Annotated in this window: 12 protein-coding genes and 3 tRNA genes; 5 read left to right on the top strand and 10 right to left on the bottom strand. The window is 49.8% G+C overall.

Annotated features, from left to right (window positions below; genetic code table 11):
- Positions 1–120: 120 nt before the first annotated feature.
- The 5 genes from rsfS to HRU10_00975 all read right to left on the bottom strand — a co-directional run bounded on the left by rsfS (position 121) and on the right by HRU10_00975 (position 5,109).
- Positions 121–480: a ribosome silencing factor gene (gene rsfS, locus HRU10_00995; GenBank protein NRA25807.1), complete on the bottom strand. Its 360-nt coding sequence runs from the start codon at positions 478–480 to the stop codon at positions 121–123.
- A 99-nt stretch (positions 481–579) separates the two neighbouring features.
- Complete coding sequence (locus HRU10_00990) at positions 580–1,182, bottom strand: nicotinate-nucleotide adenylyltransferase (GenBank protein NRA25806.1); 603 nt, start codon at positions 1,180–1,182, stop codon at positions 580–582.
- A gap of 6 nt (positions 1,183–1,188) precedes the next feature.
- A complete protein-coding gene (locus HRU10_00985; protein ID NRA25805.1) occupies positions 1,189–3,234 on the bottom strand; it encodes a CAP domain-containing protein in 2,046 nt (681 codons plus the stop codon).
- Positions 3,227–4,693, bottom strand: coding sequence for an MFS transporter (locus HRU10_00980; GenBank protein ID NRA25804.1), 1,467 nt, complete (start codon positions 4,691–4,693; stop codon positions 3,227–3,229). The genes HRU10_00985 and HRU10_00980 overlap by 8 nt, the downstream gene beginning before the upstream one ends.
- On the bottom strand, positions 4,693–5,109 hold the full coding sequence (locus HRU10_00975; GenBank protein NRA25803.1) for a hypothetical protein: 417 nt from the start codon (positions 5,107–5,109) through the stop codon (positions 4,693–4,695). The genes HRU10_00980 and HRU10_00975 overlap by 1 nt, the downstream gene beginning before the upstream one ends.
- A 117-nt stretch (positions 5,110–5,226) precedes the next feature.
- Here HRU10_00975 and HRU10_00970 point away from each other — a divergent pair, with 117 nt between their 5' ends.
- Positions 5,227–6,315: a metallophosphoesterase gene (locus HRU10_00970; GenBank protein NRA25802.1), complete on the top strand. Its 1,089-nt coding sequence runs from the start codon at positions 5,227–5,229 to the stop codon at positions 6,313–6,315.
- A gap of 64 nt (positions 6,316–6,379) precedes the next feature.
- Here the strand turns inward: HRU10_00970 and HRU10_00965 are convergent, their stop codons facing one another.
- The 5 genes from HRU10_00965 to HRU10_00945 all read right to left on the bottom strand — a co-directional run bounded on the left by HRU10_00965 (position 6,380) and on the right by HRU10_00945 (position 10,391).
- Positions 6,380–6,985, bottom strand: a complete 606-nt coding sequence (locus tag HRU10_00965) for a Fic family protein (protein NRA25801.1) — start codon at positions 6,983–6,985, stop codon at positions 6,380–6,382.
- A 356-nt stretch (positions 6,986–7,341) separates the two neighbouring features.
- Positions 7,342–8,340, bottom strand: coding sequence for a virulence RhuM family protein (locus HRU10_00960; GenBank protein NRA25800.1), 999 nt, complete (start codon positions 8,338–8,340; stop codon positions 7,342–7,344).
- 2 nt (positions 8,341–8,342) lie between these two features.
- Positions 8,343–9,887, bottom strand: a complete 1,545-nt coding sequence (locus tag HRU10_00955; GenBank protein ID NRA25799.1) for an SAM-dependent DNA methyltransferase — start codon at positions 9,885–9,887, stop codon at positions 8,343–8,345.
- A gap of 5 nt (positions 9,888–9,892) precedes the next feature.
- Positions 9,893–10,072 (bottom strand): type II toxin-antitoxin system ParD family antitoxin, encoded by a 180-nt coding sequence (locus HRU10_00950; GenBank protein ID NRA25798.1) that lies wholly within the window; start codon positions 10,070–10,072, stop codon positions 9,893–9,895.
- Positions 10,073–10,301: 229 nt separating this feature from the next.
- Positions 10,302–10,391 (bottom strand) — tRNA-Ser (locus tag HRU10_00945).
- A gap of 128 nt (positions 10,392–10,519) precedes the next feature.
- On the opposite strand from HRU10_00945, the gene HRU10_00940 reads away from it, so the two are divergent.
- The 4 genes from HRU10_00940 (at position 10,520) to HRU10_00925 (ending at position 14,264) form a co-directional block, all read left to right on the top strand.
- Positions 10,520–10,596, top strand: a tRNA-Val gene (locus HRU10_00940).
- Positions 10,597–10,866: 270 nt separating this feature from the next.
- Positions 10,867–11,811 carry an SDR family oxidoreductase gene (locus tag HRU10_00935; GenBank protein ID NRA25797.1) on the top strand — a complete coding sequence of 315 codons (945 nt, stop codon included), beginning with the start codon at positions 10,867–10,869 and terminating at the stop codon, positions 11,809–11,811.
- Positions 11,812–12,065: 254 nt separating this feature from the next.
- Positions 12,066–12,139, top strand: a tRNA-Gly gene (locus tag HRU10_00930).
- Between the two features lie 130 nt (positions 12,140–12,269).
- On the top strand, positions 12,270–14,264 hold the full coding sequence (locus tag HRU10_00925; protein NRA25796.1) for an ATP-binding protein: 1,995 nt from the start codon (positions 12,270–12,272) through the stop codon (positions 14,262–14,264).
- Positions 14,265–14,273 lie beyond the last annotated feature (9 nt).

Genomic DNA, 14,273 nt, shown 5'->3' with positions numbered 1-14,273 from the left:
CACACGGCTATCTCAGAGTGAAGGCACCTCGCAACTGAAAATCAGATCATTCTCCGGGGAACATTAACAAACGAAGGCGCTGAGGGGAGAGACGAAACTGTGCTAATTGCTTCGATGGGCTTATGCTAATTCCACGGGCACAGCATCTTTCCATAGTGTTTCGAGACCATAGAATGCGCGTTGCTCATCGGTGAATAGATGAATCATAAAGTCGAAGGCATCAAAAACGAGCCATCCGGTCGTCGTCTCTCTATCAGCGCCGATGACGTTGATCCCGTTATCTTTACATGTCTTTTCCAGATCGTTGCGTAACGCCTTAAGGTGGGGCTCAGACATCCCAGATGCCACGACGAGATAGTCAGTGATCGAAGACTTTCCTGACACGTCGAGCACCTGGATCTCGCTGGCCTTCTTGGCCTCAAGAGCCTCCGCGCACAGTTTTATGTGGTGAAGCGTATCAGGTGTTTCGGTTTGGGACATGTTTTAAAGGTCAAGAATTAAGAAGAAGCTCATGTCGAAGGCAATGGTGAATCTGTTTTCAATACCTGCAGATGTCATTGGGAGGTCGCGTTGAGAGAATTACGCCGAATGTCCGTAAATGCCTTGCTTTGTGATATAACGACTCACTTCCGGGTGGAGGAATAACTCATTACTCAGGCCGTTTTGAAAACGCTCACGGATTTCGCTTGAGGAGATATCCATGGCATGGGTTTCGATGGTCTGAAAACGAATACCGGGGATCTTGGGCGGCTCTGCCGTGTAACCTGGGCGGCAAACCGCTATGAAATTCACTGTTTTTACCAGCGTTTCTATAGCGTGCCAGGCGAGGAGCTGTTCTATCTGATCCTGTCCAATGATTAGGTGAAATTCAGTCTCTGGCTGTTTGTTCTTAAAGTGCTGAATGGTTTCAATGGTATAGCTCACACCGCCCCGTTCGATTTCATGATCGGAGCAATTGAAGGCGGATTGGTGAGCAATCGAGCGTTTTACCATCTCGAGGCGATGCTTATCCTCAGTCCGGGGCGCGTGGCTTTTTAAAGGCGACTGAGCGGTAGGGACGAAAATGACAGACTCCAAGCCTGCTTGCTCAAGACAGTCCTGAGCTACAATGAGATGGCCTAGATGAATGGGGTCAAAACTGCCGCCGTAGATTCCGACATGTTTTTTCGCGCGCGCTATCACAATGAATCAGTCAAACGTGAACCAGCGATTGTCTGAGTCAGCTTCGAAATCGTAAAACCAAACACGTTCCTCATTGTCTCCCGTGAAGAAGAGCCAGCGGTCTTGATTGAGTCGATAAAGATAGGGAAAAGCTTCGTCTGTGGTCCAGAGCCACTCGAGCTGGGGATGGTAGAGTAGAACGCCGTCATCGCCGCTGCGTTTGACTGCGTAGAGCCATCCCAATTCGCTGTGATAAATCCAGGGAGCGTCAGCAGTGTTGAAGAGTCCGAACCAGGAAACGAAAGCCCAATCTTGAGCGACTAGTTCAGCGTCTGGGAACACAGTAACCAGTGTGTCTGGTATGCCGCCATCGCCGACTTGTAAGCTCATCACTGGACCAAAGGGGAAAGCCCGTTCGCCGTTAAGTGCGCGCGCTCTGAAAATAAGCGAACCCGTGATCTCTGGCGTAAAGGTGAAGGTCGTAGTCGAAGAAGTGACCGAATCCACCGTTTGGATGAACTGGGCGTCATTGACGCGGATGTTATCGACGAACCATCCCGTGTTGGAACCTGATCCGAACTGGACCGTTCCCCCTTGGTGATCCAGAAAGAACCGGATCTGAACGATTTGACCTTCGTAGTTTGCTAGGGATACCGATTGTGCTGTGAACGAAGATTCAGGAAAGAGGGGTTGCGTTCTGTTCAGAATTGAGGCCCACGTCGCCCCGCTATCAGTCGAGATTTCAACAATGGGAATCTGACTATCACTGATGGTTGTTATGCGATCATCAAAGGTCAGTGTCGCACCCGCATCGATCAGCAAGTCGCCCTCAATTTCAAGCCATGCATCTTCGATGCTGCTCCCGATGACGAAACCGCCGACGACTGCCAGATTCGACAATTGATAGGCGCTTAAGCCCGAAGCTGCCACCGCGGCTTGAACCAACTCACCATTCTCGGGAAGTTGGTGAGAGACTCCGGTTGTGCCATTCTCAGCACCGAGAGACTCAGAAAAACCACTCCCGCGCGCGACACGCATTTCATAGCCAGTGGCACCATACTGACTGCTGGAGGTGAAGGTCGCTGAAACGCCTTCGCTGAGAGATGTCGGGGCAGATAGCCTGGTTTCGCTATACTCGTAGATGAGGTCTAGCTTACTATTTTGCAGGTTTGTGATGGATACGGATTCATTCCGGGTGTCTATACTAGGGCCACTGATCGTGACGGAGAAATTACCATTGTTACTTACGGGTAGGCTATACCCGCCAGAGCCTGCTGTCTGAGCGTAGAATGCGTTGCCTGGTATGCGTAATTCGATGCCGCCCAAGCCTTCGCCTTCGTCATAAAATTGGTCTCCGTCTATATCGAGAAAAGCGACTCCAGTAATCAATGGATCCCCATTGAGCTGTTCGGCGAAATTCTGGGTGACTACCATCGGGCCAACGGGCGTAAAGTTGCTCACCTGGTTCGTCCCATAAACAATCCCCACGCCGATCTCCCGGATGTCTGGATTATGGATGGCTTGCCGATGTCCTGGAGGATCTTGCATGCCGCCGACTGTTCCTTCGTCGCCCCAATCTATTTGAAAGCCAGCGTGGCCATAATAAACCGAGTCGGCATAGGCAAAGACGTTTTCACGGACAGTGCGAAATTGATAACCTTGATTTGAGACGCGATCGCCGACGGATTCGCCGGCGACGTTGGGAGAAACCGCGGCAGACGATGACGTATGCGATTGAAGGCCGCTGTTGAATTGGTCCACACTGTGGAGGTATGCCGCCTGTTGCAGTGCGGCGTTGATAGCCAAGGGCTGGGTGACTTGGGTGAGCGTCGCGAATTGCTCGACCATCAATCCGAGATCCACCCCAAATTGATTGATCGCGTTGAGCACATCTGGGTCAGTCGTGTTGGCGAGGCGTTGAGCCTCGGCGTTTGCATCGGCACGTGCCCGGTTAATCAGCTCTACGAATAGCTGCTCCTCGTCCGTCGGTTCGCCAATTTCATACAGGTCCTGCGCAGCCAGGAAGTGGGGCCCCAACAACAGCCCCAGGCAAATCGCCAAAGTTCTATGCATGCTCAGTCTGGGGTGGGGGAACATCTTTTGGGGATACGGTGAATTTTGTGAAAACTAAAAAAATCACTACGGAGATCAAGAAAGCAATTGGGAGCGAGGGCATCACAGCGACGAACTTGGCGTTTTCCAGTGCTCGATCGCCGATTCCCGGCTGGGCAGCAAGGACTGCTGGTTCCACCTGATCGAGACGCAGGTTCACCAATAGGGAGATCGTGAAATATGCTAAATTGAAAGAAAGTCCGCGAAAACTCAGCACTGTAGCGCGCTGTTCGGACGGCGTGACGCGATTGAGGTAAGTTGAGAGAAAGTAATTTAGAAAGGCCCAACCCACCATCATCACAACCACCCAAATCACACCCACATAGGGGACGAACAAACAGGCGCCGGTGAGTCCGAGAACTGTCAGGCCGCAGACGATAAGGTAGTTGGTCATTGGGCCAAAGCGCTGGCTCATCTTTTGAGCGATGCTTGGCCAGATGACACCAAATCCTGAAAGCGCACCTCCGATGATCCCGTAAGACGCTTCCGGGAGTTGGATGATCTGATAATACTGGCTGTTGAAAGTAACAAACGTTCTGAGAAAACTATCGACGAGAAAGCCGCCGCAAATCACTGCCAGAGCGAACGGTGTCTGGAAGATCCATTTGCCTGCCTTCAGAATTAAAGAGAAAGAACGTCGCGTTTCCGACCAGAAGCTATCCTCTGTTGGGCCCTGCGTCATTGTATTAAGGTGCTTATCGCTGCCCTCGAAAAAAGATTGCCCGCCTACCGTTTCGCGGGTTTCAGTACTGGTTAGTGGCTCCTTCATGCGCAGAGCCGCGATTAACACAAAGATTGCATTGATAAGCGTCAGGTAGAGCGGAATCCGCATCGTGTCTTCGCGATCAAGACCCCATTCAAAACCGATAGCACTGGCCATGGCGTTGAGGAAGCGCTCATCATAGACGACACCCCCTACTGCCAGTGCCACTACGAATGCTAGGGACTGAATTTGCATGAGCCGCGCGAGCACACGGTCCCAGCTTTTCTCCATGCCTGCATTCTTGAGCGTGTCGTAGGCAAGCGCCTCATCAGCTCCGCTTACCAGTGCCTCAGCGGCTCCAGAAAGAATCCGATTCACCACCAGCAGTCCGAAAAGCAGGGGCACATTGCCTGTGGGTGCGAAGGCAAAAAGCGCAATCTCCACAATCATGAAGAAGCCACCGGCCACGAGTAGCTTTCTCCTTCCAAGCGTATCGGCCAAAGCTCCAGACGGAACTTCCAATATGACAATCCCAATGGCCCAGATCATATTGAGCCATAAGAAATGCTCGATCTCCAAGCCGAAATCTAAGAAGAGCAGCGCATAGATCGGATAGTAGTAGCGGGCATTGAACAATACCCGGAATAACAAGAACATCCGAACATTGGGCAGAGAAAACGGAGAAGGGCTTGAACGCTTATGTGATGATTCTGCCACTACGACTTCGGTTCAGTGTTTTTACCGGTTTGGCTCAGGAAAAATGAATACGAGCGCTCGGCTTCCCCATCATCGTCAATGAGAAACAACGTCACCTGAAAGATATGCGGCTTGCCGATAAAGCGTGGATGGGTGAAGAAAAGTTTTGCAGCGTCAAAGTTCAGCGGAAGGAAAAATGGATCGTCGCCCCTTGGATTAATGCGCGCATTGATGCGCTCTATGCCCGAGTCAAAAGGCTGCATCTCCGCGTCGAGCATGTAGACCCGCAGGCGATTGCCTTCGATGCGAAAATTGATTGTCGCGTCGGCTCCATAACTGCCCGTCCAGCCCCAGATAGGGAATTCATCTACGAGTGGCTCCTCTTGGGCAGAGAGCAGGGACGCGCACAAGAGCAAAAGTATCGGCAGACGTTTCATGGCGGGCAGGTTCACAAGAATGCATCAAATGACAAACTGAATTAAGCGGCATCCATCTAGATATCCTGACAATGCTATTGATATTTCTGAGAGCATCTCAGTCATGTAAAGTGCACCATGTCATCAAGGATCTCAATTAAAGCAATCGCAGTATTCCTAATCGGTATGGTTATCTACTGCTCGGTATTGGCTTGGGTAGTGCGACGAAACCTGGTCTGGTGGCCGGCGTATGAAGCCCTCGACTACGCCGTGATTCGCGAGGGGTTTGACTACAATTTCGGATGGTTTCCACGCGTGCTAGCCGGGGTCGCTGTGTTTTTCATGCTCGCGGGATTACAGTTTTCTCGTGTGCGAGGTCCGCTCTGGCTTCTCGGGATGCTTGGGATGGGCGCAGCCGGTGTGGTGTGGTTTTTCCGCTGGTATGTGACCGATTTTGAGCACGGTCGGCTTGTGGTGCGGAAAGTGACCTTACAGTCTGATAAAATCCGCGAACCGTTTACACTCCTCCATATCTCTGATCTTGAAGCCCTAGAAGTTGGACCGCACGAAAAGAAGGCCTTAGCTCGGGCGGCAGCCCTCAATGCTGATATGGTGGTGTTCACTGGCGATTGGTTTGAACTTGAGCGGGGAGAGCCATTGCAACCCCATTGGGAAGCGTTGAAACCACACCTCTCACAATTTGAGCCAGAGTTCGGATTTTGGGGCGTATATGGTGACGCGGATGGAGGATTTTACCGCATTCCCGTCTCAGAGGAGAGTCCGCTCGTTATGATGGATTTTTGGCCCAAGCGCATCGTCTCGGATGCAGGCAACCTCATCGAGATCAAAGCACTGAGTTTGCATCAATCGCGACGGCCCGGTGTGGCCGAACAGCATATCCGCAAATGGGTCGAGTCCAAGAGTCCGGACGTATTCAGCATTTTGTTAGGACATGGACCCGATTTCATCCCCGATGCCATCGATTATGGAGTCGATCTGTCACTCGCTGGACACACCCATGGCGGTCAAGTGCGCCTGCCCTTCTACGGCCCACTGACGCACAATAGTGACGTTCCCAAGGACTGGTCTGTCGGGTTCCACGAAGTCTCCAATTCAGCATTCAACGTCTCCGCCGGCCTCGGCAGTGACCGCCACGGCGATCTACCCATCATCCGCTTCAACTGCCCAACCGAAATGACCCTCATCTCCGTTGTGCCGAAGTTGTGATTGGTATGTAAAGACTGGACCGGCTCACCGCATTGGGGGCCGAAAATCTCGTTTATAAATTGCTTTATAGTTCTTCGGTTTTGAAAGTAGTGTAGCCCTCGTAGTAATAACTCACGTCAATACCTTTCATATAAAGTTCTCGGTCATTAATTTGATCGGTCAGAGCATCCCGTAGAAGGTGCTTGATCTCAACGTCTTTAACGACACTCCGCTCCATCGCAGATAAGTAATCTTGCTTATCAACAAGGTTCCAATCAATCACTTGCTTGATCTCTTTTTTGAGAATTAAATCAAGCCAGATGCGAGTAGCACGGCCATTTCCCTCGCGGAATGGATGCGCCACATTCATCTCGACATATTTTTCAATAATCTCATCGAAGGTTGACCGGGGCATTGCATCAATGTGCTTCAACGAACTTTCCAGATACATCACAGAAGCAAAGCGAAAATTACCTTTTGCAATGTTTACTTTCCGTAACTTGCCCGCGAAGTAGTAAATCTCTTCAAAAAGATAAGTATGAATGTCAGCGAGCCCCTGATAGGTTCCAACCTCAATATTATTAATATTACCTGAATCAAAAAGTTGCTTCGCCTTACGCTTGCTGAGTTCTTCCTCGGCTTTTGCCAGATCAACTTGGTTCGTTAGGTTTAATTTGTTTTCTAAAATCATATTCGTTTCTTTTAATCTTCACTGTTCACAAATCTCTTTGACTAGCTATACTTGTAAACTCTCTGTCTCTGGCTTTCTCCTTAGATCCAATCGTGGACTGTAGATCGTTGAGTTGAGATTCATGATTCTCGAGTTTCTTCTCATTATCGACAAGCTCAGCTTGCAGCCCTCCTTGATTGTTTCAGCATCGGTTTCAAGTGAATAACCTCCTGTTGATGGTTGTTCACAGTGTCTAGTGGTAACATCATCTAGGCCACACCAATTCCAACCTTTTGGTAATTCGTTAACTGCCGAGGGCATATGTAGGGTCTTTAATCTTTCTTCTTGAAATTTTCGAGCATCTATCTTGCTCATCATTAACCGCCTTTCGATGGTGGTTTGGGCAGTTTTTTGAGCACAGCTTCCAAGTCCCTGTCTACTTGCGAGACGTTAACGTCGATGACTTTGCGGAATCTGTCATACTCCAAGTGCGCTTTCTCCTTGGCTTGTTGGGCTGAAATTTCTCCGGCGTGGGTGAGCAGGTCATTCCCTCCAAGCTTGAGGAAGTCATCTAGTTTGACTGCCCAATCCGTCATCCGCATGGGCTTGCGCTGTAGAGCCTGTAGCTCTGCAAATTCCAGATAAGCGGTGACGATGCGGTTGAGTAAGTTGAGCTCTGCTTCGTTTAGGTAGTTTTTGGCTGTTTCGACTTCTTGCTTGGTGGGCTCGTTGCCTTGGTAATTGGTCAGCCCTAGGTGTGGTTTATCTGCATCAACTCGTTTGTAGATGACCTCGGCGGCAGTGTTACCGTGCGCTGCCCAGTGCATTTTGTTCTGCACCTGTTTAAAGAAATCCTGTGCAGTCTCTGCCTTTCCATCGTAATCTATGCTTGTTGCAAAGATATCGCAGACCTTGCGCCAAAAGACTTTCTCCGATGAGCGGATGTCTCGGATGCGAGCAAGAATGCGCTCGAAGAGTGGGCTACTGTCTGGGTTTTTGAGGCGTTCGTCGTCCAATGCTGCGCCTTGTGTCATATACTCTTTGAGGATCTTTGTGGCCCAATTGCGGAATTGAGCCCCTCTGGGCGAACGCACGCGATAGCCTACCGCAAAAATGGCTTCTAAATTATAGAAGTCTACTTGATAGCTTTTCCCGTCGGCGGCAGTTGTTGCATGTTTTGCAACAACTGAATCGCGCTCCAGTTCAGCGTCTTCAAAGATGTTTTTGAGGTGCTTGGAGATGACCGATTTGTCTCTATCGAAGAGTTCGGCGATCTGATTTAGCGACAGCCAAAGGGTCTCGGAGTCGAAGCGACACTCCAAGCGCGTCAGCCCGTCGATAGTCGTATAAAGAATGATCTCGTTATTGTCGGGCATGGCTATAACTTGATATAAATACCGACTTTGGAGAGCTGGCTCTGGATTTCCTGATTTAAGGCATCTTCCTTCTTAATCTGCTCCGTGAGTTTGCTTGTGAGTGATGCAATTTTTTCTTCATAGGGTATACCGTCATCTTCCTCGTCAGGAACACCGACGTATCGCCCAGGTGTCAGGATGAAGCTGTGCTTCTCAATATCTGTGAGATTCGCTGACTTGCTGAAGCCCTTCTCATCTTCGTAGCCATTGCCTTTGCGCCAATTCAAGTAGGCGTCGCGAATTTTGGAGATGTCTTCCTTTGCAAAAGCGCGGTGAGTGCGGTCTTCCATGTAGCCCATGCTCGAAGCATCGATAAATAGAGTCTCTGTATTCGTTCGACCACGACGCAAGAACCAGAGGCAAGCAGGAATGCCAGTATTGTAGAAAAGCTGCTTAGGCAGAGCGACAATGCAATCCACCAAGTTTGCCCGAACCAAGGCTTCACGAATTTCGTCCTCGCCAGATTGGTTCGATGAGAGCGAGCCATTCGCCAGCACCAGAGAGCAAATCCCATTCGGTGCAGTGTGGTAGAGCATATGCTGAATCCAGCCATAGTTGGCATTGCCCTTGGGCGGTGTGCCATATTGCCAGCGAGCATCCCCTTGGAGCAACTCCACGCCCCATTCGTCCTGATTGAAGGGCGGATTGGCAATGATGTAGTCGGCCTTGAGGTCACGGTGCTCATCCTTCAGGAAGGAGCCTTCCGAATTCCACTTGATCCCGCTGCCGTCGATGCCACGGATGGCAAGATTCATACGGGACAGCTTCCAAGTGGTCTGGTTGCTCTCCTGACCATAGAGGGAAATGTCATCCAGTCCGCCGCCGTGTTCTTCCACGAACTTTTCGGACATGACAAACATGCCACCTGAACCACAAGCAGGGTCGTAGACACGCCCTTTGTAAGGCTCGATCATCTCGACCATTAGACGAACAATAGACTTTGGCGTGTAGAACTGGCGTCCTTTCTTACCTTCGGTATTGGCGAACTCACCAAGGAAATACTCATAGACACGACCGAGTAGGTCTTTACTTTGGGCGGCAGCATCTCCGATTGCGGTATCAGCGATTAAGTCTATCAAACCACCGAGCGTTTGCTGGTCGAGGTTCTCTTTAGCGTAAATTTTCGGCAGAACGCCTTTTAATGAGCTGTTTTCTCGCTCAATGGCATCCATAGCCGTATCGAGAACTTTCCCGATAGTAGGCTGCTTAGAAACGGCATGGATCGTTTCCCAACGAGCCTCCTGTGGAACCCAGAACACTCCAGCTCCAGCGTAGAAATCACGGTCTTCAAGGTCGATGTATTCGCCATCACCAAAGTCTGTTTCACCTGCCTTTAGCTTCTCGCGATACTCCTCGAAAGCATCCGAGATGTATTTCAGGAAGATCAGCCCGAGAACGACGTGTTTGTATTCGACAGCATCAATATTCTTCCTCAGCTTGTCAGCAGCTTTGAAAAGCTGCTTTTCAAACGGTTCGGCTACCTTAGTTGTTTTTTTCTTAGCAGGCATAGCTCTCAATTCTTCTTCTCTTCCATTGGTTCGACATTCCCCTCAGTCGCGCTTTTAAGCTGGGCTTCCCGAATTTCAAGCAGGCGAAGTCCCTCGCGCACCACCTCACTGGCAGAGCGGTAGCGACCTTGCTCCACGAGTTCGTTGACAAAGTCTTCGAGCTTATCGGTTAGGGAAACATTCATTCTGAGGGATACTGGAAATAGCTTTTGAATGTCAAAGTCTGTTACCCAGCTGCGCATTTTCTCGACTTGGCGCAGGTTGTCAAAATCGCAAAATGGCGGAGAGAGGGATTGGTTGCTTCGCAATCGCTGTGCGACCCACCTGCGGTGGTCCCATCTTCGTTCGCTCTGCTCACTGCGTCGACCCTCTGCTCGGGTTCTCATCCATCACTTCCGCTTTTGCTGCGCTAAATGGCGGAGAGAGAGGGATTCGAACCCTCGGTGGAGTTACCCCCACACATCCTTTCCAGGGATGCACAATCGACCGCTCTGTCACCTCTCCGTAAGCCTGAATAAAAGTTGAAACAAAGAATTGTGGATCTCTGACTGCAAGCTTGAATTTGTACAATGTGGGACAAAAACCTTGACCATTCTGATTCCAAAATCGATTTTTCTTCTTTCCCCAATTGCGGGGGCTTAGCTCAGTTGGTTAGAGCGCTACCTTGACATGGTAGAGGTCGTGGGTTCGACTCCCGCAGCTCCCACCATTCCGACACGGATGTTGTAAACCTGTATTTTTTTATGCTGGGGAACCTACACCGCGAGGAGTCTCCCCTGGGTGGTCCGGTTCTTGAGCTTTGCCCAAGCCCGGTCTTGTCGCCCTGATAGTCTGGGCTCGGAACGACTCCCGCAGCTCCCACCATTTCGACTACCTTCTGCAAGCGATTGAATGTATGCGGAGTGTTCTGAGTGCAGGTCCTGAAATTTTAGTGATTTGATATTTGAGATGTTTGGCCGAGCCCAAATGATCTGAGGCAATGGATAGGCAACGTGTATTGGTTATGGGTGGAGCCGGCTTCCTTGGAAGCCATTTGTGCGACCGTCTGATTGAGGAGGACTACGAGGTCATCTGCTTGGATAATCTTTTCACTGGCCGTAAGAAGAACATCGAGCATCTGCTCAATGATGTCCGTTTTGAGCTCGTGCGTCATGATGTGGTCGATCCCTTCAAATTTGAGGTCGATGCTATCTACAATCTCGCCTGTCCTGCATCTCCGGTTCATTACCAATACAATCCGATCAAGACCATCAAGACGTCGGTGATGGGAGCGATTAATTCACTGGGTCTGGCCAAGCGTTTGAACGCTCGCATCCTCCTGGCCTCGACTTCGGAAATTTATGGGGACCCTAATATCCATCCTCAGCCGGAAAGCTATTGGGGAAATGTGAACACTGTGGGTCCACGATCATGCTACGATGAGGGCAAACGCTGTGCCGAAACGCTATTCAATGACTACCATAATCAGAACGGTGTCGATATCCGGATCATGCGCATCTTCAACACCTATGGTCCGCGGATGCACCCTAATGATGGCCGTGTGGTGTCTAATTTTATAGTTCAAGCTCTGAAAGGAGAAGATATTACTATTTTCGGAGATGGGCGTCAGACTCGATCATTTTGTTATGTGGATGACCTTATCGCCGGCATGATGCAGCTCATGAAGGTCGATGGGGTCAATGAGCCTGTGAATATCGGCAATCCGGGTGAGTTTACTATGATCGAGCTAGCTGAACAGATTCTAGAGCAGACGGGGTCATCATCGAAGTTGATTCATAAAGATCTTCCCAAAGATGACCCGCAGCAGCGTCAACCAGATATCAAGCGTGCCCGGGATTGCTTGGGGTGGGAACCGGAAATTTCGCTTGAGAAGGGGTTAGCACCTACGATTTCTTATTTCCGGAAGGAATTGGGAATCGATTAAGTTTTCAGCTAGTTTGACCACAAGGGCTGGTTGCACAGACGTCCTATAGCGTGACCACGATGGCGATTGCCGTGAGATGGCTCAAAGTTCACGTGAAGCAATAGCTCCCCTCTTTCTCGGCGCTTGTTATAGATCCAGTCCAAACGACAGCCCGAAGTATTCCCCGTCCCCTCAATTAGACCCGTTCGCATTTCGACAGGCAGAAAAACCGTTGACGACCGAATTGCGTGACGCTTTTCATACTCTTCTTCAATGCGGGTATAGTTTAGTGGTAAAACCTCTGCCTTCCAAGCAGATGATGTCGGTTCGATTCCGTCTACCCGCACCACTTTCGGGCCATTTTGCCGAGTCGAACTACCTGTAAGCTATTGGCCAGATCTAGGTGAGGTTGTTGGCGGGTAGAAGCGAAACAGAGTTTCTCAATACGTCTTAGCAATTGACGACTTTTAAAGCTACTCATGGAGGAGTCGCTTTTTATAGGTCGGATGCGCATTGTAGAGGACTTGCAGCTGGAACTGGGCAAGCCTGGCCACGCTGTGGATGCGAATCGTTTTCTCATCATAAGTGGACCAGCTCAGGTAGGCAAGACAGCCCTCATCGATCATATCTGGAAGCTTGTTACTTCAGGGCATCAACCACACTTGTGGTTGCGGGTCCCTACGACTGATTCGATCAATAGTGGGTCTAAAGCACGCGAAGCCCTCACAAAGGGCATGATTGCAAACCGTAGCGAGCACACGCGCATCATGAGTACGTTTGCTCGGGAAGCAGGGCGCGTTGCGTTGTCATCAGAGGATGAGTCTGGCGGCGATAGTTCTCATGCAGAGACCGATTCATCCGGTGCCGCAACTGCACTCGATGTGGATTTTTCTGCTCGGGTGGCGCGAACATCAGAGAAAACACGCATTTGGGTGCAGCTCCTTGAGGACTATTTTCTTTTCAACAATCTCACGGATGCAGATGGCAATTTTATCCAAAATCCGCGCATTACGCTCGTATTAGAGGATGTTGATAAGGCTGATTCAGAATACCTTCGCTGGTTGATGAAGGAATTCTTGCCTCTGGTCTTTTATGAGTCTCAGAAAAAAGACATTCGTCTAATTATCACACTATCGGATGATGATTTCCTGAAGACAGTGCGCACTCCTATCGGGGAGCGACCCATAACCTTCAATCTGGAGCCTTTCTCAATGGGAGAGATCCAGAGCATGCTGGAGCGCCGTGGTATCTCTCCGGAAAAGGATACACTCATATTCAATAAGACTCGAGGCTTGCCGGGAGAGGTCGCCAAGGAAATCCAGGCTATGGTGGTACAGAAACACGAAGCCGAGATCAGTTCGGTGGTTGCGAAAGTGTTTCGTGGAAAGGACGAGGAGCAAAAATTATGGATGCTTCAGGCCGCTTGTCTGCCCTTTATTAGTGAGGAGTCGATGTCCATCTTTCATCGCGAAGAAGAGGCGCAAAAAATTGCACCCTTTGTTCTCAAGCACGGCCAATTTATTGACGAAACCGCGAGTCGGGGCGGTTATCACCTCGGGGAATATTATGCCAATATTTTACGTGAATACTGCCAGCGTGAGCATCCTGAAAATTACGCAGAGTATGCTTCAAAATGCCAGCAATTTAAAGCCATCTGTCAGCGAATCCCCAGTGCTGATATGCGGCGATGGTTATCTTATTTGAGCGTATTTCGATATTTTAGCTTAGACTTAATTAAAGAGGTGTTCCCCGATGATTATCGAAAAATCCAATCAGTAGTCGAACGCGGTAGGGATTTTATCGTTTCTTCTAAGCACAATATGCATGTGTGTGCTTCCGTTGCAAAAGACATCGAGAAATATAAAAAGTTAACGAGTTTCACAATCGACAAAGCTATTACAGACCGTGCACGTGCGGTGTGGGAGAGGAAAGAGGAGGCGGTTCAAGATGAGATTACTAGCCTGCAAAACTCGATTGAGCTCGAGAAAAAGAAACTTGAACGTGCCCATCAGGATCTTTCGAAAATCGCAGATCAGATAGATGGCATCAAAAAAAGTGCCGAGCGTTGGCGGGCCATAAGAGCGAATCGGGTACGCCTCAGTGATGTCCGACCCAGTGGAAATCGTCTGATGTCGGCGATCATCATCGAGATCATTGGCATTCTCACTATGTATTTTAGTATTTTGTTTCAGGGCAGTCATACCATACCGATGTCCGCAGTGGCTTTGGCACTTATGATATACGGCTTATTTATGCCATATTCCCAGGCGCAGCGCAAAGCGATAGCGTTAGCGCACAATACAACGACCTCGAACCCTTTTGAGACAGCAGAGAACCAGCAAAAGAATCGAATGCTACATCTTCGCTATGCTGATCTCCAAAACCAGCGTGGATTACTCAACTCGCGAATAACTAAATTGCGCAAAGGCCTTCGTGAGAAGGATGAGCTCTTACAGGAGCCGTATATTCTTTAGAAGTTGATC

It is taken from the genome of Opitutales bacterium (assembly GCA_013215165.1).
GTDB lineage: Bacteria > Verrucomicrobiota > Verrucomicrobiia > Opitutales > JABSRG01 > JABSRG01.
The sequence above is the reverse complement of the archived record's forward strand: the minus strand, read 5'-3'. Positions and strand labels throughout refer to the sequence as shown.

Bases quoted from the DNA above. Each gene is read 5' to 3' on its own strand.
- HRU10_00950 (NRA25798.1), bottom strand. From the start codon at position 10,072: ATGAATGTTTCCCTAACCGATAAGCTCGAAGACTTTGTCAACGAACTC.
- HRU10_00960 (NRA25800.1), bottom strand. From the start codon at position 8,340: ATGCCCGACAATAACGAGATCATTCTTTATACGACTATCGACGGGCTG.
- rsfS (NRA25807.1), bottom strand. From the start codon at position 480: ATGTCCCAAACCGAAACACCTGATACGCTTCACCACATAAAACTGTGC.
- HRU10_00955 (NRA25799.1), bottom strand. From the start codon at position 9,887: ATGCCTGCTAAGAAAAAAACAACTAAGGTAGCCGAACCGTTTGAAAAG.
- HRU10_00935 (NRA25797.1), top strand. From the start codon at position 10,867: ATGGATAGGCAACGTGTATTGGTTATGGGTGGAGCCGGCTTCCTTGGA.
- HRU10_00965 (NRA25801.1), bottom strand. From the start codon at position 6,985: ATGATTTTAGAAAACAAATTAAACCTAACGAACCAAGTTGATCTGGCA.
- HRU10_00925 (NRA25796.1), top strand. From the start codon at position 12,270: ATGGAGGAGTCGCTTTTTATAGGTCGGATGCGCATTGTAGAGGACTTG.
- HRU10_00970 (NRA25802.1), top strand. From the start codon at position 5,227: ATGTCATCAAGGATCTCAATTAAAGCAATCGCAGTATTCCTAATCGGT.
- HRU10_00985 (NRA25805.1), bottom strand. From the start codon at position 3,234: ATGCATAGAACTTTGGCGATTTGCCTGGGGCTGTTGTTGGGGCCCCAC.
- HRU10_00975 (NRA25803.1), bottom strand. From the start codon at position 5,109: ATGAAACGTCTGCCGATACTTTTGCTCTTGTGCGCGTCCCTGCTCTCT.